The organism is Cellulomonas sp. (assembly GCF_015234515.1).
Lineage (GTDB): Bacteria > Actinomycetota > Actinomycetes > Actinomycetales > Cellulomonadaceae > Cellulomonas.
The window spans coordinates 1-23,285 of record NZ_JADGMY010000004.1 but is presented as its reverse complement, the minus strand read 5'-3'; the positions used below and the strand labels follow the sequence as shown (position 1 = coordinate 23,285).

Sequence of the window (23,285 nt, the reverse complement as noted above, 5' to 3'; positions counted from 1 at the left end):
TCAGCGCGGGGAGTCGCGCAGCTGCACCCGTTCCCGGACGTTGAGCCCTGCCCGTAGCGCCCAGCGCATCGGGACCTGGTACCAGTGCCGGTAGCGGCGCTCGAGGTACTGCCGGGCGCTCGCGTGGTGCGCCCGGATCATCGGGGCCGGGCGCTCGCGCCACGACGTGCCCCCGACGTGCGTCACGCGCACGTCGGGCACGTACAGGTTCTCCCAGCCGGCCCGGCCCAGCCGTTCGCCGAGGTCGACGTCCTCGAAGAACATGAAGTAGCTCTCGTCGAAGCCGCCGACCTGCTCGAACGCCTCCCGGCGCAGCAGCAGGCACGCCCCCGACAGCCAGCCGGCCTCGCGGAGGTAGCCACCGGTCGACTCCTGGCGCGCGTGGTAGCCGCGCGTCCACGGGTTGCCCGGCCACACGCGGGCGAAGACCGCGTGACCGGCGCCCTGTCGCAGCGACGGCAGCGCGCGTGCGGACGGGTACGTCGTGCCGTCCGTGTTGAGCAGCATCGGCCCGAGCGAGCCGGCGCTCGGCTGCTCCTCGCCTGCGGCGACGAGCCGCTCGAGAGATCCGGGCGTCCACTCGATGTCGGAGTTCGCGACGACGATCCACGGCGTCTGCGCACCCGCCGCGCCCCGGTTCGCCGCCGCGCCGTAGCCGAGGTTCGAGCCGGGCACGACGAGCTGTCCGCCGGACTGCTCGACGACGGCCTCCGCGACGGCGTGATCGGTGCCGTTGTCGACGACGACGAGCTCGACGGGCGTGCTGGAGGCGGTCGCGAGGGTCGCTGCGAAACGGGCGAGCTCGTCGCCCGGGTGGTACACGACGCAGACGACCCGGACGAGCGGGGCAGCCGTGTCACGCGCGGGGCTGCGCACGTCGACCGGCTCGGGGGAGGGGGGCGTGGTCATCGAGCGTCACCTTAGTCCGCGGACGTCAGTGCCCGTCGTCATAGCCGGGGTCGATCTCCTCGGGGCCACGGCCGAGGAGGTGCGCCACCTGTTCGACGACGACGTCGCGCACCAGGTCCGCGAGGTCGCCGTCGTCGGCCGCCCGGGCCTCGATGGGACGTCGGTAGACCACGATGCGGTGCGGGAGGCCCGCGTCGGCGGGGAAGTAGCGACCGAGCGGCACGCCGCCGTGCTCCCACGGTGCGGGGTTGGACGGCGGCACGTCCTCGACCGCGAACTCCGCGCCCTCGAGCTGGCGGGCCCACCGCCGTTCCAGGTCCTCCACCGCGTCGAGCACGAGGTCGTCGAAGCGTTCGGCGCGCGTCCGGTACGCCGGGGCGCCCATCGGCAGCACGGGTCCGCGCAGGCCGCGGCCGCGTCGGTCGCGACGGCGGGCAGGTGCGACGGGGCCGAGTGCGGCGGCGACGTCGGTCGTCCGACGACGCGCGGCGGGGACGGTGCCACCGTCACCGGGGACGGCGGGGCGGCGGGGGCCGAGCGGACTCACCCCGCCACTGTAGCCAGCGTCGGGGCGCCGACGCGGGGGCCCGACACGCGGACCGAGCGCGCGACGCGAAGGGCGCGTCCGGGGGTACGGTCTGCTCGTGAGATCCGTCCGGCAGTGCTCGCGCACCGCGTGCCCGCATGCCGCGGTCGCGACGCTGACCTACGTCTACGCCGACTCGACCGCCGTGCTGGGGCCGCTCGCGCAGCTCGCCGAGCCGCACTCCTACGACCTGTGCGTCGAGCACGCCGACCGGCTGACCGCCCCACGCGGGTGGGAGGTCGTGCGGCTGCTCCCCGACCTGCAGGCGGCGGCGCCGAGCCACGACGACCTCGTCGCCCTCGCCGAGGCGGTGCGGGAGGCCGGACGTCGGCGTGCCCCCGAGGCGGCGCCGACGCTGACGCCCGTCGCGGCCCCCACGGTCGACACGGCCCGTCGTCGTGGCCACCTGCGGGTCGTGCCCGGGTCCGCGCCGAGCGAGCAGCCGTGAGCGCGCCCCGCGACCGCCGTCCGCCGGCGGACGAGCCGCTCGGGTCGATCACCAGGCCCGTCGTCGACGACTCCGACATCGCTCCCGCCTGCTACGTCTGCGGGGCGGTCGACATGACGCGGATGCGGGTCTCCCTGCCTGCCGGGAACCCCGCCGTGTTCGCGTCCTGCCCGGACTGCGAGGCCACCGCCTGGTTCGTCGTCGGCGGGGACGGCCGTGCGCTCGGCCCTGACGGCGTCCCGCGCGACTGACGCGATCTCGCCGCACCGGCCTGCACGACGACCCGACGACCCTGGAGATGCCATGGCAGCGAGCGACCGACCCGCGACCGACCTCGAGCCCTGGGCCCGCGCCCTGCTGCGGTGCCCCGTCACGGGAGCCGAGCTGGTCGACGGCGTGTCCGACGACGGCTCGCCGGTCCTGGTCTCGACCGACCCCGAGCGCCCGCTCGTCTACCCCGTGATCGACGGCATCCCCGTCCTGCTCGTCGACGAGGCGCGACCGGCGTCCTGACGCGAGCCGCGACGACGGACCCCTCTGCCGGTGTCAGACGTCGGGGTCCGGGACGCCGTGCGGAAGCCGGCGCAGCAGCACGGACTCCGCCTGCTCGCGCCGCACGCGCTCGAGCTCGACGACGGTCTCGCGGCGGCCCCGCTCGGCCAGCACGGCCGACAGGAACGCCTCGGGGTGCGTCCCGGCCGGCGGGGGCGGGCTGACGTACGGTCGCAGGTCGCCGGCGAGGCGGGTCCCGAGCTCCGCCCGGGAGCCGGGGTGCAGCAGGCCGGCGCGTCCGAGGAACTGCCGGATCGCGAGCGCGAGACCGTCGGGCAGTCGCGCCACGTCGGCGTGCGCCGCCCACCCCGCCAGCTGTGGCGGCATGACGGCCGGGTTGCGCACCGGGGCCGCGGTGCGGACACGTGACGCGTAGGAGCCCGCGAGCACGTCACCGATGCGCTTGCCGCGGGGGTGCGAGATCGAGCAGATCACCGCGACGGAGCCGAACGTCAGCCACAGCTCGACCACGCCGGTGAGCGCGCGCACGAAGGCCTGCCGGAACACGATCGGCCCGCCGTCGTCCCGCACGATGCGCACGCCGGCGACGAGCTTGCCCAGGGAGCGGCCGCGCGTCAGGGTCTCGACCGTCGTGGGCAGCACGACGGTGACCGTCACGAGGACGACGATCAGCAGGATGCGGCTCGTGTACTCGTCGAGCCTGAGGGACAGGTTCTCCAGGACGAGCAGGGCGAGGATCGCGAGCACGAGCAGGGCGACGAGGTCGACGATCGCGGCGAGCAGGCGTGAGGCGACCGACGCGGGCCGCGAGTCCAGCACGACGCCCTCCCCGATGACGACACCGTCCTGGAGCTGGGTCGGGCGGGGCGTCGTGGCGGTCACCTGGGCAGAGTAGCCGCCGCCACGTGCGCCGGGACGTGACGCGCGTGCCCCGGACGATGGCAGGCTGGGGGCGTGGACCTCGATGCCTACACCCGCGCGCGCACGCCGACGTGGCAGCGCCTCGACGAGCTCTCGCGCCGTCGCGGACTGACCGGCGCCGAGGCCGACGAGCTCGTCGCGCTGTACCAGGCCACGGCGACGGACCTGTCGGCGGTGCGCTCGGCCGCCCCGGACCCCGAGACCGTGTCGCGTCTGTCGCAGGTGCTGGTGCGTGCACGCAGCCGGCTGGCGGGCACGCACGCACCGTCCTGGTCCGACGTGACGTCGTTCGTGCTCCTGCGGCTGCCTGCCGCGCTCTACCGCATCCGCTGGTGGACGGTCGCCGTCACGGCCGCGTTCCTCGCCGTCGCCGTGGCGACGGGCGTGCTCGTGGCGACGTCCCCGGAGGCGCTGGCGCTCATGGGGACGCCGAGCGAGCAGCAGCAGTACGTCGACCACGCGTTCGCGGAGTACTACGCGCCCGGCGCCGGATTTGCCGCGATGGTGTGGACCAACAACGCCTGGATCGCGGCGCTGTGCGTGGGCACCGGCATCACGGGGATCGCGCCGGCCTACGTCCTGTTCACCAACGCCGTCGGGGTCGGGTCCGCCGGCGGGCTGATGGCGTCCCACGGCCGTCTGGACGTGTTCCTCCAGCTCATCGCCCCGCACGGGCTCCTCGAGCTCACGGCCGTCTTCGTGGCGGGGGCCGCCGGGCTGCGCCTGTTCTGGACGCTGGTCGACCCCGGACCGCGGACCCGCGGGCGGGCGCTCGCCCAGGAGGGGCGCGCGCTCTTCACGGTCGCGCTCGGGCTCGTCGGCGTGCTCGCCGTGTCCGGGCTCGTCGAGGGCTTCGTGACCGGCTCGTCGCTGCCGTGGCCCGTCAGGGTGGCGATCGGCGTCGTCGTGCTGGCGGCGTTCTGGGCGTACGTGCTGGTCCTGGGCCGCCGTGCGGTCGCGGCCGGCCACACGGGCGACCTCGACGCCGACCGTGCCGGGTACGGGGTCGCCACCGCCGGCTGAGTCCTCGGGTCACTCGACCGCGTGCCTCACCAGCGCGGCGAGCCTCTCCCACGCCGCCTCCGTCGGCTGGACCAAAGCGAACGACGTCGCCCACAGGCCGCTGTCGTCGTCGAGCCCGGCCTGCACGCTGAACCCGAAGGTCGAGTAGCGCTCCTTGTCCATCTGCCCGCTGCGGAAGAAGCACACCACCTTCCCGTCGCGCGAGTACCCCGGCTGCCCGTAGTACAGCTTCGGCGCGAGCTCCGGCGCCGCTGTCGTCACGATCGAGTGCACCCGCTCGGCCAGCGCACGATCCTCCTGCGGCATCGTCGCGATCTTCGCGAGCACGTCCGCCTCGTCCGCTGCCGCCCTGTCCGCGGCACGCGCGCGTCGCGCGTCCGCCTTGAGCTCCGCAGCCCGCTCCTTCATCGCCGCGCGCTCCTGCGCGGAGAAACCACCCACCGACGTCGCACCCTTGCCTGCCACCTGACACTCCCTCGCTCGACCGACGGATGTGCGACCGACCCTAGGAGCGGGCGTCGGAGCCGTGCTTCTCGGATCCTGACCGCCTGGCGCGGTGTGCGGCTCGCCGACCGGGCGCGACGTCGTGACCGTCGGCTGAGGCTCCGGGCCGGTCAGCCGGCGTACCGGACGACGTGCGCGTCGGCGTCGTCGGCGAGGAAGCGCACCGCCGGCTCGGCCGCCTCCAGGACCTCGCGGCGCCGTGCCGCGGGCAGGGGGTCGAGCGGCGTGACGGTCAGCGTCGCCGTGACGCGCCGGCCCGTGCGTCCGCCGCTCTCGCGCGTCATCGCCCACGTGGCGCCCACCCGGCCGTCGACCAGGACCGCGGCGGGCAGCCGCCCGTTGGGCGTGCGCAGCCGCAGCCGGTGCTCGTCGTCGATCACGCGGGTGCGCTGGGCGTGCGCGAGCCACAGGTTGTCGTAGTCCGCCAGCAGCCGGACCGGAGCGGGCACGTCCCCGTCGGGCCGGGGTGCGTCCGGGAGGTCCAGCAGCTCGCGCGTCCTGCCACCCGCCCGTGCGGGGGCCGCCGGGAGGACGACGAGGCGGTCGCGGAGGCCCGCGACGACGTCCCGCAGACCCGTGAGCCCCGACCACGCCTGGACGTCCGCGACGCTCGCCGGGCCGAACGCCCCGAGGTAGCGCAGCACGACGTCCTCCAGGGCGCGGGCGCGCGCGTCCGCCACCGTGAGGTCCCCGGCGGCTGCGACCGCATCGGGGACCCACGTGTCGAGCGTCGTCCACGTGGTGGCGGCCGACCGTCCCCACAGCCCACGAGGCGTCACCTGCACCAAGGGCAGGAGCGCACGTGCGAACGCCGAGAGGTCCTGCGGGTGCGCGGCGGGCCACTCCTGCGCGAGGTGGGCGCCGAGGTCGGTCGTCCGCCGCGGCTCGGCGCGGACGTACGCGGCTGCGCGCTCGACGAGGCGGTCGAGGTCCACGACGTCCAGCGCTGCGCGCCGCCGGGGGTTGGCACGCAGCTCACCGGCCATGACCGGCAGCGCGAGCGCCGCCAGGACCGGGGCGTCACGCGCCGTGACGAGGTGGACCGTCGAGCGCATCACGGCCATCCGCAGCAGGGTGCGGTCGCTCAGGCCCGCGTCCAGGTCCGCCGTGGTGAACCCCGCGACGCGGCTCCACAGGCCCAGGAACGGTGACCACGGGTTCTGCGCCTGGAGCCCGACGAGGTGCTCGACGACCGTCGGCACGTCGTCGGACGTGCGCTGCAGGAGGTGCTGACGCGCGAGGAGCGCACGGTTGAGGGAGCGGTCGTCCAGCACGGTGCCGAACGTAGCGCCCGGGACCGACACCGGCCGCGACCTACAGGCGTCCGGCCGCCTTGAGCGCGAGGTAGGTGTCCGCGAGCCGCGGTGCGAGGTCGTCGGGCGAGGCCTCGACCACCTCGACGCCGCGCTGCCGCAGCCGCACGCCGACGGCCGCCCGCTCCAACGACGTGCGCTCCGCCGCAGCGGCGTCGAAGACCTCCTCCACCGTGCGTCGCGACGTCCGCAGCTGCTCGAGCTCGGGGTCGGCGACCGAGGCGAGGACGACCTGGTGACGACGCGTCAGCCCGCCGACGACGTCCAGGAGCCCCTGCTCGACCGCCGCCGGGTCGAGCGACGTCAGGAGCACCACGAGGGCGCGCCGGCTCAGCCGTGAGCGCACCTGCCCGACGAGCCCCGGCCAGTCGGTCTCCACCAGCGCCGGCTGCACGCCGGCGAGCGCCTCGGCCAGTGCGGGCAGGACGCGTGAGGAGTGCGAGTCCGCGGCGCGGGCACGGACCCGGCGGTCGTACGCGATCAGCTCGACACGGTCGCCCGCGTGCGCCGCGAGCACCCCCAGCAGCAGGGCCGCCTCGACCGACGCCTCGAGCCGGGTGGCGTCGAGCACGCGGGCCGCGCTCGTGCGCGACGTGTCGACGACGAGCAGCACGTGCCGGTCCCGCTCGGGGCGCCAGGTGCGCACGACGACCTCGCGCCGTCGCGCGGTCGCCCGCCAGTCGATCGACCGGACGTCGTCGCCGTCGACGTACTCGCGCAACGAGTCGAACTCCGTGCCCGCCCCGCGGACCTGGACCGCGGCCCGCCCGTCGAGCTCCCGCAGGCGCGCGAGGCGCGAGGGCAGGTGCCGCCGCGACGCGAACTCCGGCAGCACGCGCAGGCGCCCCGGCACGTCGAGCGACACCTGACGCCCCGCGACACCCAGCGGGCCCAGGGTCCGGACCGTGACCCGCTCGGCGACCGCGTCACCGCGGCGGGTCGGGACCAGCGTGGTCGTCACGCTGCGCTGCTCGCCCGCCGGCACGTCCACGCGGTGGCGCGGCGTGCGCGCACCGGTGGGCGCGTCACCGTCCGGCAGGGTCGAGGGCGGCCAGGCGTCGCGCACCACGGCCCGTGCCGTCCGCCGGCCGACGTTGCGCAAGGTGAGGACCGCCGCGACCGTCCCTGACAGCCGGACCGACGGCGGCAGGCGTCGGGAGACCGCCAGCTCGCGCGGCGAGGCCGCGAGCGCCACGTCCACCGCGCACAGCGCGAGGACGACGGCCGCCCAGACGATCACGGTCAGGGGAGCGGGCAGCAGGGCGACCGGGACGAGCCCGGCGAGCGCGACCAGGACCGCGCGTGACGTCAGGGCCACGGGCTCAGCGGGGGACCGGCACGGAGGCGAGCACCGTGTCCAGCACCGACTCGGCCGTCACGCCCTCGATCTCGGCCTCGGGCCGCAGCTGGACGCGGTGCCGCAGGGTGGGGTGCGCGAGCGCCTGCACGTCGTCCGGCGTGACGTAGTCGCGCCCGCAGAGCCAGGCCCACGCGCGGGACGTCGCCAGCAGCGCGGTGGCGCCACGCGGCGAGACGCCCAGACCCAGGGACGGCGAGGTCCGGGTCGCACGGCACACGTCGACGACGTAGCCGAGCACCTCCTGCGCGACCTGCACCCGCGCGACCTGCTCCCGTGCACGCGCCAGGTCGTCGGCCCCTGCCACCGCACGCAGGCCGGCGGCCGCGAGGTCACGTGGGTCGAAGCCCGCCGCGTGCCGCGCCAGCACCTCGACCTCGTCGGTGCGCTCGGGCAGCGGGAGCAGCAGCTTGAGGAGGAACCGGTCGAGCTGGGCCTCGGGCAGCGGGTACGTGCCCTCGTACTCGACGGGGTTCTGCGTCGCGACCACGACGAACGGGTCCGGCAGGAGGCGCGGCTCCCCGTCGACCGTGACCTGACGCTCCTCCATCGCCTCCAGGAGCGAGGCCTGCGTCTTGGGGGGCGTGCGGTTGATCTCGTCCGCCAGGAGCAGGTTCGTGAAGACGGGGCCCTCGCGGAACGAGAACTGGGCGGTGCGCGCGTCGTAGACGAGCGAGCCGGTCACGTCGCCCGGCATGAGGTCGGGCGTGAACTGGACCCGCTTGGTGCCGAGCGAGAGCGCCCCCGACAACGACCGCACCAGGAGCGTCTTGGCGACGCCCGGGACGCCTTCGAGCAGCACGTGCCCGCGGCACAGCAGGGCGATGATCAGGCCGGTGACCGCCGCGTCCTGGCCGACGACCGCCTTGCCGACCTCCGTGCGCACGGCGGCGAGCGACGCGCGCAGGTCGGCGCCCGCGGCCGTGGCAGCGGACCGGCCCGGGGCGTCGGTCCCCGGTGACCCGGGCGTCACCTGCGGTGCGGCGGGTGCGGGGGCACCCGAGGGGGTCGGCCCGGGTGCGGTGGCAGGTGCCTCGGCAGCGGGCGCGGTCGGGCTCTGCGGGACACCCCAGGTGCTCGGGGGTCGCGGCGTCTCGTCGGTCACGGTCGGTGTACCTCGCTCTCCAGGTGGTGCAGGTCGTCGGCGAGCCGCAGCAGGCCCGCGTCGTCGGTGGGTGGCGGGCCGTAGATCAACGCCTCGACGTCGCGTGCCGGCCGGCCGGTGGCACGCGCGAGGGCGTCGACCAGCGAGGGTGCGTCGGCCGACCGGGGCAGTCCCAGCCGGTGCGCGACGCGGGCCGCCGTCCCGGCGCGCAGGGCGGCGGCGGCGTGCCCGTGGGCCCGTGCCCGCCGGTAGAGACGCCCGCGGCCGCGGGTCGCCTCGGCAGAGCGCACGACGACGGGCAGCGGCTCGGCGACGACCGGTCCGAGCCGACGTGCGCGCCAGACGACCGTCACGACGAGGACGAGCACCAGCCAGCCGGCGACCGGCACCACCCAGGGCACGAGGTCGGTCAGCGACGTGCCGGCCCCGTCGGCGGCCACGGGGCCGAGGTCGTCGAACGTGGGGACGTACCAGACCAGGTGGTCGTGACGGCCGAGCATGCGCAGCGCGAGCGCGGCGTTGCCGTCGTCGTCGACCGCGGCGTTCGTCAGCGGGTGCAGGTCGGACAGCGCGGTCACGCGGCGACCGTCCTGCTCGAACGTGACGTACGCACCGCCGCGCGTCCCGTCGCCGGCGGGGAAGCACGTCGTTGCGCCGTCCGCGAGGTCCACGTACCCGCCCGCGGCGGTGATGGTGCCGGCAGCGCGAGCGTCGGGGTCGTCGCACGCGGCCTCGCGCAGCGACCGGGTGCTTCCCGTCCCGGCCGCGACGACGTCGGGGGCGAGCGTCGACAGGGCCCATCCGGCGTCGACGAGGACGAGGTCGTCGTCGAGCTCGAACAGCACGTCCACCTGCTCCGGGGTGAGCCACTGGTCACCCACCACGAGCACCGTGCCGTCCCCCGTGGCGGCCTGCAGGGCGGCCGCCGTGGTGGTGACGTGCTCGACCGTGACCCCCTGCCGCTCCAGGACGCGGGCCACGGCACGCGCACCCGTCCCGCCGGGGTTGTCCGGTGCACCGGGCGTGCTGCTCGTCGGCGGGGCGGGCAGCGTCAGGACGAGGCCGCCGAGCAGCACGATCCCCAGCACGACGAGCCACGGCCGCGATCGCCGCCAGCGGCCGACGGCCCGTGAGCGACCCGTCGACCCGTCCCCGAGCACCTCCGGGAGCTGTGCGGTCGCACTCACGTCACAGCCGCCGCGGGGCGTGCCGCGCGGACGGCGTCGTCGAGGGCGCGCATCGCCGCGTCGTCCCCGGGCGTCGCCGAGCGCTCGCCGTAGACGACGTCGTCGAACAGGTCGCCGCCGTCGCGCAGGAGGTCCGTGTGCTGGGGGAGCGCGGCCGCGGCGACGCGCGCGGCCTCGTGGGCGGTGCGGCCGGGGCGCTCGTCGAGGAGCCCGCGCTCCTCGAGGCCGCGGACGACCGCGCGGTACCGGTCGGCGACGGCCACCGACCACGTGCCGGCCCGGGCCGCGGCGTCGGCCGCGTCGCGCAGCTGCTGCGCCGTGCGGCGGTCGTCGGCGTGCAGGACGCCGACCCGTCGCCGACGCGCGGTCGCGCGCACGGGCCCGGCGACGCGCAGGGCGACGAGCACCACGAGGAGGACCACGCCGACGACGACGAGCAGGGCGGTCCGGTTCGACATGCCGAGCGACGGCATGTTCTCGAGCTGGTCGGCGAGCCACGCCAGGGCCCGCTGCAGCAGCGACTCGGGGCGGTGGTAGGCGGGGTCCAGCAGCTCCTCGCGCAGCCACCGACGCGCCTGCGCGGCATCGGGCTCGACGGGCACCCCGGTCACGACGTGCACGGCCGGCCATCCCGCACGCGTCATGCGGCACCGGTGGCAGCCCGCGCGAGCTCGAGGTCGAGCCCCTCGCGACGGATGCGCACGTCGATGTAGAGGAGGGCGACGACGGCCGCGAGGAACGTCGTGGACAGCGTCAGTCCGACGACCTGCCCGAGTGCCGACACGAGGACCGTCAGGTCGTCCGAGCCGGACGCGGCGGTGACCAGGCCCGCCACCACGGCCGCCGGGACGATGAACAGGTACATGAGCACCGAGACCAGCAGGTTCGACAGCAGGTAGATGCCGAGCAGCCGCCAGAAGCTCCCGCGCGTCAGCCGCCAGGCGCGCGCGACGGTCGGCCAGAACCGCCTGCCCTCGAGCATGAGCGCCGGCGGGACCAGCAGCGTCCGCGCCGTGAGCCACACGAGGACGACGAGCAGGGCGCCACCTCCCAGCAGGGCGACGGCGAGCGCCGCCTCGCCGGCGCCGGCGGCGGCGAGCGCGGCGACGCCCCCGCCCCACGCCAGGACCAGGAGGAACGGCACGACGAGCTGCAGCAGACCGAAGCCGACGAGCAGCCACACGCGGCGGGTGCGCCACACCTCACGCAGCGCCACGCGCTGACCCAGCACGGAACGGCTCACCGAGACGATGAGGAGCCCGGTGAGCACGGAGGTCACGGGGACCAGCAGCGGCACCGTCAGCGCCTGTCCGCCGCTCGTGGACAGCATCTCGACGAGAGCGGCGTCGGTGCTCGCCATCGTGCTGTCGAGCTCGAGGTCGCTCAGAGCGGCCCCGATCAGGCCGGACACGTAGAGCTGGACGAGGGTCTGCAGCGCGACGGCGACGGTCACCACGACCGCCGAGAGCCCGAACATCACCGCGGGGTTGGCGCGCACGGCCCGGATCGCGCCGTCGAGGACCTCGCCGAGACCGAGCGGGCGCAGGGGGATGATCCCGGGCTGCAGCGCCGGCAGGTGCCAGGCGGGCGCCGCCCCGGGCGGGGGCGCGCCCCACGCGGGCGGGGCGGACGGCTGGCCCCACGCGGGCGGGGCGGACGGCTGGCCCCACGCGGCACCCTGCGGGCCGCCGGGCGGACCAGGAGGTGGCGGCGGCACGGCGGCGCCCGGCGCCGAGGAGTCCGCCGGCGGGCCGGCGGGGTGCGCCCACGACGCGGGACCGGAGCCGTCGTCCTGCGGGGAGGTCATGCGTCGGACTCCTCGTGTCTGGCGTGCTGAGGCCCGACCGCGTCGCCGCGTCGGCGGGTCCCATGGTGCCACGACGCAGGTGAGCGCCGGTCGTGGACGCACCGTCACCCGGCTGCGCGGCGTGCTCGCTCCGCGGGAGGCCGGGTCGATGAGAGGATCGTCGGCATGAAGGGACGCGTCCTGGTGGTCGACGACGACACCGCCCTGGCCGAGATGATCGGCATCGTGCTGCGCTCCGAGGGTTTCGACCCCGTCTTCTGTGAGGACGGCGACGAGGCGTTGGGCGTGTTCCGGGCCACCCAGCCCGATCTCGTGCTGCTCGACCTGATGCTTCCCGGCAAGGACGGCACCGAGGTGTGCCGTCAGATCCGGGCCGAGTCGGGTGTGCCCATCGTGATGCTCACGGCGAAGAGCGACACCGTGGACGTCGTGCTGGGGCTGGAGTCCGGCGCGGACGACTACATCTCCAAGCCGTTCAAGCCCAAGGAGCTGGTGGCGCGTGTGCGTGCACGGTTGCGCCGCAGCGACGAGCCGGCTCCGGAGCACCTCACGATCGGCGACCTGACGATCGACGTCCCCGGGCACCGCGTCGAGCGCGCGGGCCGCTCCATCTCGCTCACACCGCTGGAGTTCGACCTCCTCGTGGCGCTGGCACGCAAGCCGTGGCAGGTCTTCACGCGCGAGGTGCTGCTCGAGAAGGTCTGGGGGTACCGCCACGCGGCCGACACCCGGCTGGTCAACGTCCACGTCCAGCGCCTGCGCTCGAAGATCGAGACGGACCCGGAGCGCCCGGAGATCGTCGTGACGGTGCGGGGCGTCGGCTACAAGGCGGGCGTCGCAGGCACGTGAGGCAGGTGCGCCGAGCGCCAGGGCGTGAAGGCCGGGCGACGTGCCGCGGCTGACGGCGTGGGGCCGGCTCGGACGCGCGCGAGCGTGGCGACCGGCGCGCGCGCTGGCCCGGCGGTGGCGGTCGTCGCTGCAGCTGCGCCTCCTCGTCTCGACCCTGACGATCGGCCTGGTCGCGCTCGCGGGCATCGGGGTGTACGTCGGCGAGCTCACCAGCGGCGGCCTGTTCGACCAGCGACGCCAGCAGGTGCTGTCCGAGAGCACGCGCAGCACGCTGCAGGCGCAGGAGGTCTTCGCGGCGTCCGCGGCCAACACCTTCACCGACGTGGCTCGGCAGCTCGAGGACGTGACGACCGCGCAGCGCAACGGCGGCTCGGGGGAGCGCGACGTGTTCCTGCTGCGCGCCCCGGGGCAGACGGGCGTGGGCGTGGGCGCCACGGCCACCGACCGCTCGCTCGTCGAGCTCGTGAGCCGTGAGCTCAAGCAGGCCGTCGTGGACGACCGCCAGCACTGGCAGTCGGTCGCCATCCCGGTGGGGAACGGTCAGGTGGAGCCGGGCATCGTCGTCGGGCAGAACGTCGACGTGCCCATGGCCGGGACCTACCAGATGTTCTTCCTCTACAGCCTGCAGGCGGAGCAGGACCGCCTCGACTTCCTCCTGCGGACCCTGGCGTTCGCGGCGGTCGCGGTCGTGGGGCTGCTGGGTGCCATGACGTGGCTGGTGACCCGTCGCACGGTCCACCCGGTGCGTCGTGCGGCCCACGTGGCCGAGCGTCTGGCGGACGGTCACCTCTCCGAGCGCATGGCCGTGCGTGGCGAGGACGAGATGGCCACGCTGGCGCGCACGTTCAACGAGATGGCCGAGAGCCTGCAGGACCAGATCCACCGCATGGAGGAGCTCTCGATGCTGCAGCGGCGGTTCGTCTCCGACGTGTCCCACGAGCTGAGGACGCCGCTGACGACCATCCGCATGGCGGGAGAGGTCATCCACGGCGCGCGGGACGACTTCGACCCCGCGATCAAGCGCTCCGCCGAGCTGTTGGCCACGCAGCTCGACCGGTTCGAGGACCTGCTGGCGGACCTGCTCGAGATCAGCAGGTTCGACGCGGGGGCCGCGGTGCTCGACGCGGAGCGGCGTGACCTGCGCGGCATCGTGCTGCAGGCCGTCGACAACGTGACCCCGCTCGCGGAGCGGCGGGGGTCGTGGCTGCACGTCGACCTCCCCGACGTCCGTGCGGACGCCGACGTGGACCCGCGGCGCGTCGAGCGCATCCTGCGCAACCTGCTGGTGAACGGCATCGAGCACGCCGACGGGTCGGCTGTGGAGGTCCGCGTCGGTGTCGACGCCACGGCCGTCGCCGTGACGGTCCGCGACCATGGTGTCGGCATGACCCAGGACGAGGCGCTGCACGTCTTCGACCGCTTCTGGCGTGCCGACCCGGCGAGGGCGCGCACCACCGGGGGGACGGGTCTGGGTCTGGCCATCTCGCTGGAGGACGCGCACCTGCACGGGGGCAGGCTGGAGGCGTGGGGTCGACCCGGTCGTGGCGCGTGCTTCCGGCTCACGCTGCCGCGGCGCGCGGGCATCCGGCTGGACGGGTCGCCGCTGCCGCTCGCCCCGGACCCCGACGAGCCGTCCGTCGCGGACGCGGGACCGCTGCGCAGCACCGACCCCGCGGCGCTTCCCGACCTGCCGCCGATGACGGGGGAGATCGCCATCGTGAGCAACCCGACCGACCCGGTCCGGACCGACGTCCGCACCGACGACGCCGCGCCGACGGCCGGTACCGCGCGGAGGCGGTCGTGACGCGCGCCGCCCGCACGCGCGCCGTCGTCTGCGTCGCGACCGTCGTCTGGGCGCTGACGGCGTGCGTCGCGATCCCGACCGGGGGCCCTGTGACGGTGGGCGGCGGCGAGGAGGTGCGCGAGCAGGACAGGGTCGACGTCCTGGCTCAGGGCCCGCAGTCCGACGCCGACCCCGCCCGCATCGTCGAGGGGTTCCTGCTCGCGGCGGACGCCGAGGCCACCGGTGACTTCGAGGTGACGCGCGAGTTCCTCGCGGCGGACGAACGCACCGAGTGGGACCCGGGCGCCGACACCATCGTCGCGAGCGCGACGAAGGTCGAGCAGACGGGCGACGCCCAGGTCACCGTGTCCCTCACCGTGAAGGCGAAGGTCGACGCCGCCGGGCGCTACCTGGAGGTGCCCGCCGACGCGCTGGAGACGCTGCGCTACGAGCTGGTGCAGGACGCGCGCGGCGACTGGCGCATCTCGCACGCCCCGGACGTCCTGGTCGTCAACTCCCGCCGGTTCACGCAGACGTTCCGTGAGACGTCGCTGTACTTCCTGACGCCCGACAGCAGGATGCTCGTGCCGGAGGTCCGGTTCTTCCGCGACCGCAACGTGCCGACGGCCGTCGTCCGTGCGCTCCTCGCCGGCCCCTCGACGTGGCTCCAGGACGCCGTGACGTCGGCGCTCCCTCCGGGGACCGAGCTCAAGCCCGAGGCGGTCTCCTTCGAGAGCGGAGGAGTGGCCGAGATGACCTTCGAGCCGGCGCGGGCGGTGCTGGAGGCGGACCGCGGGCTCCTGCTCGCGCAGCTCGAGGCGTCGCTGCGCCCGCTGGGTGTGACGACCCTGGTCGTGCGGGCAGGGGCCGGTGGGGCACCGCTCGAGGGCGTGCCCGACAGGTTGCCGACCCCGGACCCCGGCGCGCTGGAGCTCCTCGTCGACGGTCAGACGCTGCGACTGGTCGGTGAGTCGCCCGTCGCGGTCGACGACGTCCTCCCGATCGAGGGAGCACGGCCCGCGGGCCCGGCGCGATCCGCGGACGGTTCGCTGCGTGTCGCGCTCGCCGACGCCTCGACCCTGGTCGCGGTGCCCGTCGACGGCACCGGGCAGCGGACACTGCTCACCGGCCCCGCCCTGGCCTCCCCGTCCGTGGACCGGTTCGGGTGGGTGTGGACCGCGAGCGGCTCGGGATCCGGGCACCTGGATGCCGTGCGGCTCGACGGCACCTCGGTCGAGGTCACCGCGGACTGGCTGGCCGGACGGACCGTGCAGGCGGTCCGGGTGTCGCGTGACGGCACGCGGGTGGCCATCGTGTCGCGCGGCCCCGACGGCGTGACGCTGGAGGTGGCGGGCGTGGTGCGGGACGGCGGCGCGGTCCCGCTGCTGGTCGGGCCCGGCGTGGGCGCGGGCGCGTCCCTCACGCCCGTCGCGGGCGCGTCGATCGTGTGGGTCGACGACGTCACGCTCGGCGTGCTGGCCGACGGCGACGCGGGCGCGACGCCCTACCTCGTGCCCGTCGCGGGTGGCAGCACGCCGCTGGCCGCGGTCGCGGACGCGGTCGAGCTCGCCGCCGACCGGGGGACCCGCTCGCTCTACGTCGTCACGGCCGATGGTGACCTACGGCGTCACGAGGGCGGCACGTGGGTGCCGGTCCCCGGGGTCACCGGCGTGCTCGAGGTGGCGGGGGCCGCGTTCCCCGGGTGACGGCGGGTGGCGGAGGGCTCGCGCGGCGCCGAGCCGACCACAGGGCTGCACGGGGCAGGCCGCGTCCACCGACGTGGCCGCGGGACGGCGCGGGCGGCGTCGCACGAGCAGGCTGACCGTGTGCCGCCCGACCGACGACGCCCCGCACCGCCCTCCTCCCTCGCCGCGCGGTCGGTGACGGGACGCACGCCGCCCGTCGCCGCACGCGCGGTCGCCCTCGTCGCTGCGGCGTGGCGCGACCTCGTGGGCCTGCTCGTGCCGGTGGCGTGCGGAGGCTGCGGGCAGCCCGACGTGGCATGGTGCGCGCCGTGCGCCGTCACGCTGCACGGCACCGCGGTCCGCCGCGACCACGCGGCCGGGCGGCTCGACCTCCTGGACGGGCGCACCCTGCTGCCGGTCTGGGCGCCCGCCGTGTACGTCGGACCGGTGCGGCACGCCGTCTCAGCGTGGAAGGACGGGGGACGGGCCGACCTCGACCGTCCGTTCGTGTCGGCTGTCCGCCGCGCCGGCGCGACCGCGGCCGTCCACCTGCTCGCAGGCTCCCACGCACCGCCGGTCGTCCCGGACGTGCTCGTGGTGCCCGTGCCGTCGACGGCGCGCGCACGTCGTCGACGGGGGCGCGCGCCCGCCGACGTGCTCGCCGCGGCGGTGGCAGCCGGTCTGCGGGACGGCGGGGTGCCGGCCGCTCGTGCCTGCGTGCTGCGCCGGTCGGCGGGTCCCGACCTGGCCGGGCTCACCGCGCGGGCGCGGGGCGCGGCGCTCGTCGGCAGGGTGCGGGTGCGTCGGGGGCCCGGCCTCCACGGACGTCGCGTGGTCCTCGCCGACGACGTGCTGACGACGGGTGCCACGCTCGCGGCCTGCCACGCGGCGCTCGTCGCCGCCGGTGCCGTGGTGCTGGGCGCCGTCGCGCTCGCAGCCACGCCGGCGCCGGCGGGCGCCACGCCGCCGGACGTCGCCCGTACGGACCAGCCGGCGGACCGTGCGGCCCCGGAAGCGGGCTAGCGTGAGACCCTGGGTACGACGCCGCGAAGGTCTCCTGCCGCAGTCGGGTGGGGACGAGCGGCCGAGGAGGTGATGCCGCCCGCCCCCGTCGTGGGGCCGTAGACGTACGTATCGTCCGGGCGGGCTCCGCTCGCCCCTGACCTCCCAGGAGGCCCACATGGAGATCGTGGTTGCAGGCCGGCACACCGAGGTGTCCCCGCGGTATCGCGCCCACCTCGAGAGCAAGCTCGCGAAGATCGAGCAGCTGGCCCCACGCGCACAGCGCGTCGACGTCCTCGTGTCGCACGAACCGAACCCGCGCCAGTCCGGCAACAGCGAGCGGGTCGAGCTGACGGTGGTCGACAAGGGACCCGTCATCCGGGCGGAGGCGTGCGCGGACGACGCGTACGCAGCCCTGGACGTGGCCCTCGGCCGGCTGCTCGAGCGCCTACGCCGTGCGCGCGACCGGCGCAAGGACCACCGCAACCACACTCCGCTGACGCCCGTGGACGTGCGCCCGCCGGCGGCAGAGCCGCCGGCTCCGCCGGAGCGCGAGCCTGGCGAGGACGGTGTCACCGAGACCGTCCTGGGCGACTCCCCGGTGCTCATCCGCGAGAAGGTGCACCGCGCGGAGCCGATGACGGTGGACGACGCGCTCTACGAGATGGAGCTCGTCGGCCACGACTTCTTCCTGTTCGTGGACGCGGAGACCGCGCAGCCCGCGGTCGCGTACCGCCGTCGCGGCTGGAGCTACGGCGTCATCAAGCTCGACGTGCCGGTCGTGACCAGCGGATCGAGCCGCGCCGTCAGCTGACCTGACGCGGGAACCGGGGCGGCGGGCCGACGGGCCCGCCGCCCCGTGCCGTGCTGTGCCGTGCCGGGGGACGACCTCCTGCCGGCGCGTGGAGCCCCGGTGCCGGACGGCGCGGTCCGTCCGGCACCGGGAGCCGATCGTGACCGCCGGAGTGCCGAGAGCCCGCGGTCGCGGAACACGACGTTCGCCGCGCAGCAGGGGTGCGTCAAGTGCTGCGGTCAAGTTTCGGAAAACTTTCGACGTCGCGGCGCCGGGCTGAAGCGATTCGAGCCGCCGGGCGGGTCGCCGGTGTCCTGCGGCGACGGCAGATCGGCGCCGATAGCGCATATTTCGGCCCTGTCTCGGCACTTGGGCGGTCGTCGACGCCGCGTCCGAGGTCCGTCAGGTGGCGAAACTATCGGTCCTGGCCGCCGCGAGAGGATCCCCGTGGGCGGCGATGTCAGAGGGTGCGGGCAGCATCGCCGGCATGGTCGACACCCGCCCGGAGAGGCTGACGCGCTCGCAGGCGCGTCGTACCGTCCTGCGCGCCTCGGGGCTCGACCGCCCCCGGCCCGCCCGGCGGGCGCCCGGCGGGACGCGGGAGCTGCAGCAGGTCGTCGACCGGCTGGGCCTGCTGCAGGTCGACTCCGTCAACGTCCTGGCCCGCGCGCACCTCATGCCGGTCTACTCCCGCGTCGGCGCGTGGGACGTCGCGACGCTGGACCGCGCGACCGCCAGGGCGCCGCGTCGACTGGTCGAGACCTGGGCGCACGAGGCGTCGCTCGTGCCGCCCTCGACGTTCCGCGACCTCGCGTTCAAGCACGCGGCCAACCGGGCTCGCGTGGAGCAGCGGGGGGACGAGCTCAACGGCGTCCCGGTGGGGCGCTCCCCGGAGGTCGCGGCCGTCCGCAGCATCGTCGAGGACCTGGGGCCCGTCACCGCGCGCGAGGTGCAGGAGGTCCTCGGGGGCGCAGGGCGACGCTCGGAGGCGTGGGGATGGTCGTGGACGGACGCCAAGCGCGCCCTCGAGCACCTGTTCTACGTCGGAGAGCTCACGACGGCGGGCCGCAACGCCCAGTTCGAGCGTCGCTTCGACCTCCCGCAGCGCGTGCTGCCGCCCGACGTGCTCGCGGCCCCGCCGGTCGACGAGCGGACCGCCCGGCGCCGCCTCGTCGAGATCGCCGCCCGTGCCCACGGCATCGCGAGCGTGCGGTGCCTGGCCGACCACTGGCGCACGGCGACGGCGCCGACGCGCGCGGTCGTGGACGAGCTCGTGACCGAGGGCGTGCTCCGGCCCGTCGAGGTCGAGGGGTGGCGCGGCCCGCTCTACCGGCACCGTGACGCCACGGTGCCGCGCCGCGCGCGCGGCCGGGCGCTGGTCAGCCCGTTCGACCCGCTGGTGTGGGAGCGGACCCGGACGGAGAGCCTGTTCGACCTGCGGTACCGCATCGAGATCTACGTGCCGGCGGCGTCGCGGGTCTGGGGCTACTACGTCCTGCCGTTCCTGCTCGGCGAGCGGATGGTCGCCCTGGTGGACCTCAAGGCCGACCGCCGCGCGGGGGTGCTGCGCGTGCCGGCGGTGCACCGCGCTCCGGGTCCGGCGGGGGACCCGGCCACGGGGGCGCCGGGTGACGCCGAGGTCGCCTACGAGCTCGCCGCCGAGCTCCGCGGCGTGGCGGGGTGGCTGGGCCTGCCCGACGTCCACGTCGACCGGGACGCGGCCGGAGGTCTCGCGGCCGCGCTCGGGCGTGAGGTCGCCACCGCCGCAGGGTGAGCGAGGACCACGCTGGTCCTCCGCCTCGCCTACGATGGTCGGGCCCGGTCGAGCGGTCGGGCGACACGCACGCCCCGACGCCGTGAGCGGACGGGCGCCAACGACGTCGGGAGAGTTGCGTGACGGCGATCCTCGAGAAGGTCCTCCGGCTGGGCGAGGGGCGGATCCTCAAGAAGTTGTCCGGCGTCGCGGCCCAGGTCAACGCGCTGGAGGACAGCTTCACGTCGCTGTCCGACGCCGAGCTGCGCGAGGAGACCGACCGGTTCAAGGCGCGCCTCGCCGAGGGTGAGAAGCTCGACGACCTGCTGCCCGAGGCGTTCGCCGCGGTGCGCGAGGCGTCCCGCCGCACGCTGGGGCAGCGACACTTCGACGTCCAGCTCATGGGCGGCGCGGCGCTGCACCTGGGCAACATCGCCGAGATGAAGACCGGTGAGGGCAAGACGCTGGTCGCGACCGCGCCCGCCTACCTCAACGCGCTCACCGGCAAGGGTGTCCACGTCGTCACCGTCAACGACTACCTCGCCGGGTACCAGGCCGACCTCATGGGTCGCGTGTTCCGGTTCCTGGGGCTCACGACCGGCACGATCCTGTCGCAGCTGACGCCCGCCCAGCGCCGCGAGCAGTACGCCGCCGACATCACGTACGGCACCAACAACGAGTTCGGCTTCGACTACCTGCGCGACAACATGGCGTGGAGCGTCGACGACCTCGTGCAGCGCGGCCACCACTTCGCGATCGTCGACGAGGTCGACTCGATCCTCATCGACGAGGCGCGCACCCCGCTGATCATCTCCGGCCCCTCCTCGGGCGAGGCGAACCGCTGGTTCGTGGAGTTCGCGAAGATCGCCAAGACCCTCGAGGCGGGCGTCGACTACGAGGTCGACGAGAAGAAGCGCACCATCGGCGTGCTCGAGCCCGGCATCGAGAAGGTCGAGGACTACCTCGGCATCGACAACCTGTACGAGTCGGCCAACACCCCCCTCATCTCGTTCCTCAACAACTCGATCAAGGCGCTGGCGCTGTTCAAGCGCGACGCCGACTACGTCGTCATGAACGACGAGGTCATGATCGTCGACGAGCACACCGGCCGCATCCTGGTCGGTCGCCGCTACAACGAGGGCATCCACCAGGCCATCGAGGCCAAGGAGGGCGTGCCGGTCAAGGCCGAGAACCAGACCCTGGCGACCGTCACGCTCCAGAACTACTTCCGCCTCTACGACAAGCTCGCCGGCATGACCGGCACCGCCGAGACCGAGGCGGCGGAGTTCATGTCGACGTACAAGCTCGGCGTCGTCCCGATCCCCACGAACAAGCCGATGATCCGCAAGGACCAGTCCGACCTCGTCTACAAGAACGAGACGGCGAAGTTCGCCCAGGTCGTCGAAGACATCGTCGAGCGCCACGCCACCGGGCAGCCGGTGCTGGTGGGCACCACGAGCGTGGAGAAGAGCGAGTACCTCTCGCGCCTGCTGGCGAAGAAGGGCATCAAGCACGAGGTGCTCAACGCCAAGAACCACGCACGCGAGGCGGAGATCGTCGCGCGCGCGGGGCGCCTGGGCGCCGTCACCGTCGCCACCAACATGGCGGGGCGCGGCACCGACATCATGCTCGGCGGGAACCCCGAGTTCCTCGCCGTGCAGGAGCTGAAGGCCCAGGGTCTGGACCCGGTCGAGACTCCCGAGGAGTACGAGGCCGAATGGGATGCGGTGTACCAGCGCGTCCGCGAGACCGCGGCCGAGGAGGGCGCCAAGGTCGTCGAGGCCGGCGGCCTCTACGTCCTGGGCACCGAGCGGCACGAGTCCCGCCGCATCGACAACCAGCTGCGCGGTCGCTCGGGCCGTCAGGGCGACCCCGGCGAGAGCCGGTTCTACCTGTCGCTGACCGATGACCTCATGCGGCTGTTCCAGTCCGGGGCCGCCGAGGCGATCCTCGCCCGTGCGAACTTCCCCGACGACGTCGCGATCGAATCCGGCATGGTCTCCCGCGCCATCAAGAGCGCGCAGGCCCAGGTGGAGGCGCGCAACGCCGAGATCCGCAAGAACGTCCTGAAGTACGACGACGTGCTCAACCGCCAGCGCGAGGCGATCTACGCCGACCGCCGCCACATCCTGCAGGGCGATGACATCGCCGACCGCGTGCAGCACTTCATCGAGGACGCCATCTCGGCCGTCATCGACGACCACACCGGCAGCGGTCACACCGAGAGCTGGGACTTCGACGCCCTCTGGACGGAGCTGAAGACCCTCTACCCGGTGGGCGTGACGATCGACGAGGTCGTCGCCGACGCCGGCGCGCGCGGCCGCATCACGGCCGAGGGCCTCAAGCGGGAGATCCTCTCCGACGCCCGCATCGCCTACGCCAAGCGCGAGGAAGAGCTCGGCGAGCAGGCGGTGCGCGAACTCGAACGCCGCGTCGTGCTCCAGGTGCTCGACCGCCGCTGGCGCGACCACCTGTACGAGATGGACTACCTCAAGGACGGCATCGGCCTGCGGGCGATGGCCCAGCGCGACCCGCTGATCGAGTACCAGCGCGAGGGCTACCAGATGTTCCAGGCGATGATGGGGCAGATCAAGGAGGAGTCGGTCGGCTACCTGTTCAACCTCGAGGTGGAGGTGCGCCGCGCGGAGGGTGAGCAGGGCGCGCAGGTGGAGGCCAAGGGCCTCTCGGCCGGTCCCGCCGAAACGCCGCGACTGGAGTACTCGGCGGCGAACGACGCCGGCGAGGTGGAGGTGCGCAACGAGCGCGGGCAGGTGCAGCAGGCCGCCACGGGGCGCCTCCGTCAGGCCGCCGCGGCGACCGGCGGTGCTCCCACCCGCACCGCCGAGGCCCCGCGCGGCGCCTTCGGGCAGCGCACCGACGGTGCCGGACCCGCCGCCCCCGCGGCCAACCGCGCGCAGCGTCGCGCCGCCGACAAGAAGAAGTAGGCCCCTTCAGCGGTGCGAGAGGTCGAAGGGGCCGGGCCGGCTCGACGCCACGGGGCGGGGATTGGCCCGCTGAGGGTGCGCATGCCGGCACGCGGGCCGGGGATATCCTGATCCGATGAGCCCGCTTCGCCCCCTCGATCAGTCCTCCAAGCTGAAGGACGTCCTCTACGAGATCCGCGGGCAGGCCCTCGTCGAGGCCGACCGGCTGGAGTCGGAGGGTCACGCGATCCTCAAGCTCAACACCGGCAACCCGGCGTCCTTCGGCTTCGAGGCGCCGTTCCAGATCGTCCGCGACATGATCGAGGCGCTCCCGCACGCCCACGGCTACAGCGACAGCCGCGGCATCATGTCGGCGCGGCGGGCAGTGGTCTCGCGCTACGAGCAGGTCGCCGGCTTCCCCGCGCTGGATCCGGATGACGTGTACCTCGGCAACGGCGTCTCCGAGCTCATCACGATCGTCATGCAGGCGCTGCTGGACGAGGGCGACGAGGTCCTGATCCCCGCGCCGGATTACCCGCTGTGGACGGCGATGACGAGCCTGGGCGGCGGCACCCCGGTGCACTACCTGTGCGATGAGCTCGACGGCTGGCAGCCCGATCTGGACGACATCCGCGCGAAGATCACCCCGCGCACGAAGGCGATCGTCGTGATCAACCCCAACAACCCCACCGGCGCGGTGTACTCCCGCGAGGTGCTCGAAGGGATCGCGCAGATCGCGCGGGAGAACTCGCTGCTCATCCTCTCCGACGAGATCTACGACCGGATCCTCTTCGACGACGCCGCGCACATCCCCATGGCCGTG

The 23,285-nt window shown here is 74.7% G+C and carries 22 protein-coding genes; 12 read left to right on the top strand and 10 right to left on the bottom strand.

Going from position 1 to position 23,285, the window contains the following annotated elements; all coding sequences use genetic code 11:
- Positions 1-909: a glycosyltransferase family 2 protein gene (locus IR158_RS01025; RefSeq protein ID WP_291808334.1), complete on the bottom strand. Its 909-nt coding sequence runs from the start codon at positions 907-909 to the stop codon at positions 1-3.
- A 25-nt stretch (positions 910-934) separates the two neighbouring features.
- Positions 935-1,456 (bottom strand): metallopeptidase family protein, encoded by a 522-nt coding sequence (locus IR158_RS01020; protein WP_291808331.1) that lies wholly within the window; start codon positions 1,454-1,456, stop codon positions 935-937.
- A gap of 97 nt (positions 1,457-1,553) precedes the next feature.
- Here IR158_RS01020 and IR158_RS01015 point away from each other — a divergent pair, with 97 nt between their 5' ends.
- From IR158_RS01015 to IR158_RS01005, 3 genes are read left to right on the top strand one after another with little or no spacing between them, the layout of a single operon-like run.
- Positions 1,554-1,943: a DUF3499 domain-containing protein gene (locus IR158_RS01015; RefSeq protein WP_291808329.1), complete on the top strand. Its 390-nt coding sequence runs from the start codon at positions 1,554-1,556 to the stop codon at positions 1,941-1,943.
- The gene (locus IR158_RS01010; protein ID WP_291808326.1) at positions 1,940-2,194 is read left to right on the top strand and encodes a hypothetical protein; all 255 of its coding nucleotides are present in this window, start codon (positions 1,940-1,942) and stop codon (positions 2,192-2,194) included. Before IR158_RS01015 ends, IR158_RS01010 begins: the two co-directional genes overlap by 4 nt.
- A gap of 52 nt (positions 2,195-2,246) precedes the next feature.
- Positions 2,247-2,456 carry a hypothetical protein gene (locus tag IR158_RS01005; protein ID WP_291808322.1) on the top strand — a complete coding sequence of 70 codons (210 nt, stop codon included), beginning with the start codon at positions 2,247-2,249 and terminating at the stop codon, positions 2,454-2,456.
- Between the two features lie 33 nt (positions 2,457-2,489).
- Here the strand turns inward: IR158_RS01005 and IR158_RS01000 are convergent, their stop codons facing one another.
- Positions 2,490-3,338: an RDD family protein gene (locus IR158_RS01000; protein ID WP_291808319.1), complete on the bottom strand. Its 849-nt coding sequence runs from the start codon at positions 3,336-3,338 to the stop codon at positions 2,490-2,492.
- A gap of 72 nt (positions 3,339-3,410) precedes the next feature.
- On the opposite strand from IR158_RS01000, the gene IR158_RS00995 reads away from it, so the two are divergent.
- On the top strand, positions 3,411-4,400 hold the full coding sequence (locus tag IR158_RS00995) for a stage II sporulation protein M (protein ID WP_291808317.1): 990 nt from the start codon (positions 3,411-3,413) through the stop codon (positions 4,398-4,400).
- Between the two features lie 9 nt (positions 4,401-4,409).
- On the opposite strand, the gene IR158_RS00990 is transcribed toward IR158_RS00995, so the two are convergent.
- The 7 genes from IR158_RS00990 to IR158_RS00960 form a co-directional block, all read right to left on the bottom strand.
- On the bottom strand, positions 4,410-4,865 hold the full coding sequence (locus tag IR158_RS00990) for a DUF1801 domain-containing protein (protein WP_366928395.1): 456 nt from the start codon (positions 4,863-4,865) through the stop codon (positions 4,410-4,412).
- A 149-nt stretch (positions 4,866-5,014) separates the two neighbouring features.
- The gene (locus tag IR158_RS00985) at positions 5,015-6,178 is read right to left on the bottom strand and encodes a winged helix DNA-binding domain-containing protein (RefSeq protein ID WP_291808313.1); all 1,164 of its coding nucleotides are present in this window, start codon (positions 6,176-6,178) and stop codon (positions 5,015-5,017) included.
- A gap of 40 nt (positions 6,179-6,218) precedes the next feature.
- Positions 6,219-7,535, bottom strand: a complete 1,317-nt coding sequence (locus IR158_RS00980; RefSeq protein ID WP_291808310.1) for a DUF58 domain-containing protein — start codon at positions 7,533-7,535, stop codon at positions 6,219-6,221.
- A 4-nt stretch (positions 7,536-7,539) separates the two neighbouring features.
- Complete coding sequence (locus IR158_RS00975; protein ID WP_366928394.1) at positions 7,540-8,679, bottom strand: MoxR family ATPase; 1,140 nt, start codon at positions 8,677-8,679, stop codon at positions 7,540-7,542.
- Entirely contained in the window at positions 8,676-9,866 is a 1,191-nt protein-coding gene (locus IR158_RS00970) for a DUF4350 domain-containing protein (protein WP_291808307.1), read from the bottom strand. The genes IR158_RS00975 and IR158_RS00970 overlap by 4 nt, the downstream gene beginning before the upstream one ends.
- On the bottom strand, positions 9,863-10,510 hold the full coding sequence (locus IR158_RS00965; protein WP_291808304.1) for a DUF4129 domain-containing protein: 648 nt from the start codon (positions 10,508-10,510) through the stop codon (positions 9,863-9,865). The genes IR158_RS00970 and IR158_RS00965 overlap by 4 nt, the downstream gene beginning before the upstream one ends.
- On the bottom strand, positions 10,507-11,673 hold the full coding sequence (locus tag IR158_RS00960) for a hypothetical protein (protein ID WP_291808301.1): 1,167 nt from the start codon (positions 11,671-11,673) through the stop codon (positions 10,507-10,509). Before IR158_RS00960 ends, IR158_RS00965 begins: the two co-directional genes overlap by 4 nt.
- Positions 11,674-11,838: 165 nt before the next feature.
- Between IR158_RS00960 and mtrA the strand changes: the two genes are divergently transcribed.
- The 8 genes from mtrA to IR158_RS00920 all read left to right on the top strand — a co-directional run.
- Positions 11,839-12,522, top strand: coding sequence for an MtrAB system response regulator MtrA (gene mtrA, locus IR158_RS00955; protein WP_291808298.1), 684 nt, complete (start codon positions 11,839-11,841; stop codon positions 12,520-12,522).
- Positions 12,523-12,562: 40 nt separating this feature from the next.
- Positions 12,563-14,326 (top strand): MtrAB system histidine kinase MtrB, encoded by a 1,764-nt coding sequence (gene mtrB / locus IR158_RS00950; RefSeq protein WP_291808295.1) that lies wholly within the window; start codon positions 12,563-12,565, stop codon positions 14,324-14,326.
- On the top strand, positions 14,323-16,011 hold the full coding sequence (locus tag IR158_RS00945) for an LpqB family beta-propeller domain-containing protein (protein ID WP_291808292.1): 1,689 nt from the start codon (positions 14,323-14,325) through the stop codon (positions 16,009-16,011). Before mtrB ends, IR158_RS00945 begins: the two co-directional genes overlap by 4 nt.
- A 120-nt stretch (positions 16,012-16,131) precedes the next feature.
- Positions 16,132-17,013, top strand: coding sequence for a ComF family protein (locus IR158_RS00940; RefSeq protein ID WP_291808289.1), 882 nt, complete (start codon positions 16,132-16,134; stop codon positions 17,011-17,013).
- A gap of 157 nt (positions 17,014-17,170) precedes the next feature.
- A complete protein-coding gene (gene raiA / locus IR158_RS00935) occupies positions 17,171-17,806 on the top strand; it encodes a ribosome-associated translation inhibitor RaiA (RefSeq protein WP_291808285.1) in 636 nt (211 codons plus the stop codon).
- A 466-nt stretch (positions 17,807-18,272) separates the two neighbouring features.
- Positions 18,273-19,559: a crosslink repair DNA glycosylase YcaQ family protein gene (locus IR158_RS00930; protein WP_291808282.1), complete on the top strand. Its 1,287-nt coding sequence runs from the start codon at positions 18,273-18,275 to the stop codon at positions 19,557-19,559.
- Positions 19,560-19,678: 119 nt separating this feature from the next.
- Positions 19,679-22,483: a preprotein translocase subunit SecA gene (gene secA, locus IR158_RS00925; RefSeq protein WP_291808279.1), complete on the top strand. Its 2,805-nt coding sequence runs from the start codon at positions 19,679-19,681 to the stop codon at positions 22,481-22,483.
- 115 nt (positions 22,484-22,598) lie between these two features.
- Positions 22,599-23,285 (top strand): aminotransferase class I/II-fold pyridoxal phosphate-dependent enzyme (locus IR158_RS00920; protein WP_291808276.1); only part of this gene is annotated, 687 nt, incomplete at its 3' end.

Bases quoted from the DNA above. Each gene is read 5' to 3' on its own strand.
- IR158_RS01025 (WP_291808334.1), bottom strand. From the start codon at position 909: ATGACCACGCCCCCCTCCCCCGAGCCGGTCGACGTGCGCAGCCCCGCG.
- IR158_RS00930 (WP_291808282.1), top strand. From the start codon at position 18,273: ATGGTCGACACCCGCCCGGAGAGGCTGACGCGCTCGCAGGCGCGTCGT.
- raiA (WP_291808285.1), top strand. From the start codon at position 17,171: ATGGAGATCGTGGTTGCAGGCCGGCACACCGAGGTGTCCCCGCGGTAT.
- IR158_RS01005 (WP_291808322.1), top strand. From the start codon at position 2,247: ATGGCAGCGAGCGACCGACCCGCGACCGACCTCGAGCCCTGGGCCCGC.
- IR158_RS00965 (WP_291808304.1), bottom strand. From the start codon at position 10,510: ATGACGCGTGCGGGATGGCCGGCCGTGCACGTCGTGACCGGGGTGCCC.
- mtrA (WP_291808298.1), top strand. From the start codon at position 11,839: ATGAAGGGACGCGTCCTGGTGGTCGACGACGACACCGCCCTGGCCGAG.
- IR158_RS00960 (WP_291808301.1), bottom strand. From the start codon at position 11,673: ATGACCTCCCCGCAGGACGACGGCTCCGGTCCCGCGTCGTGGGCGCAC.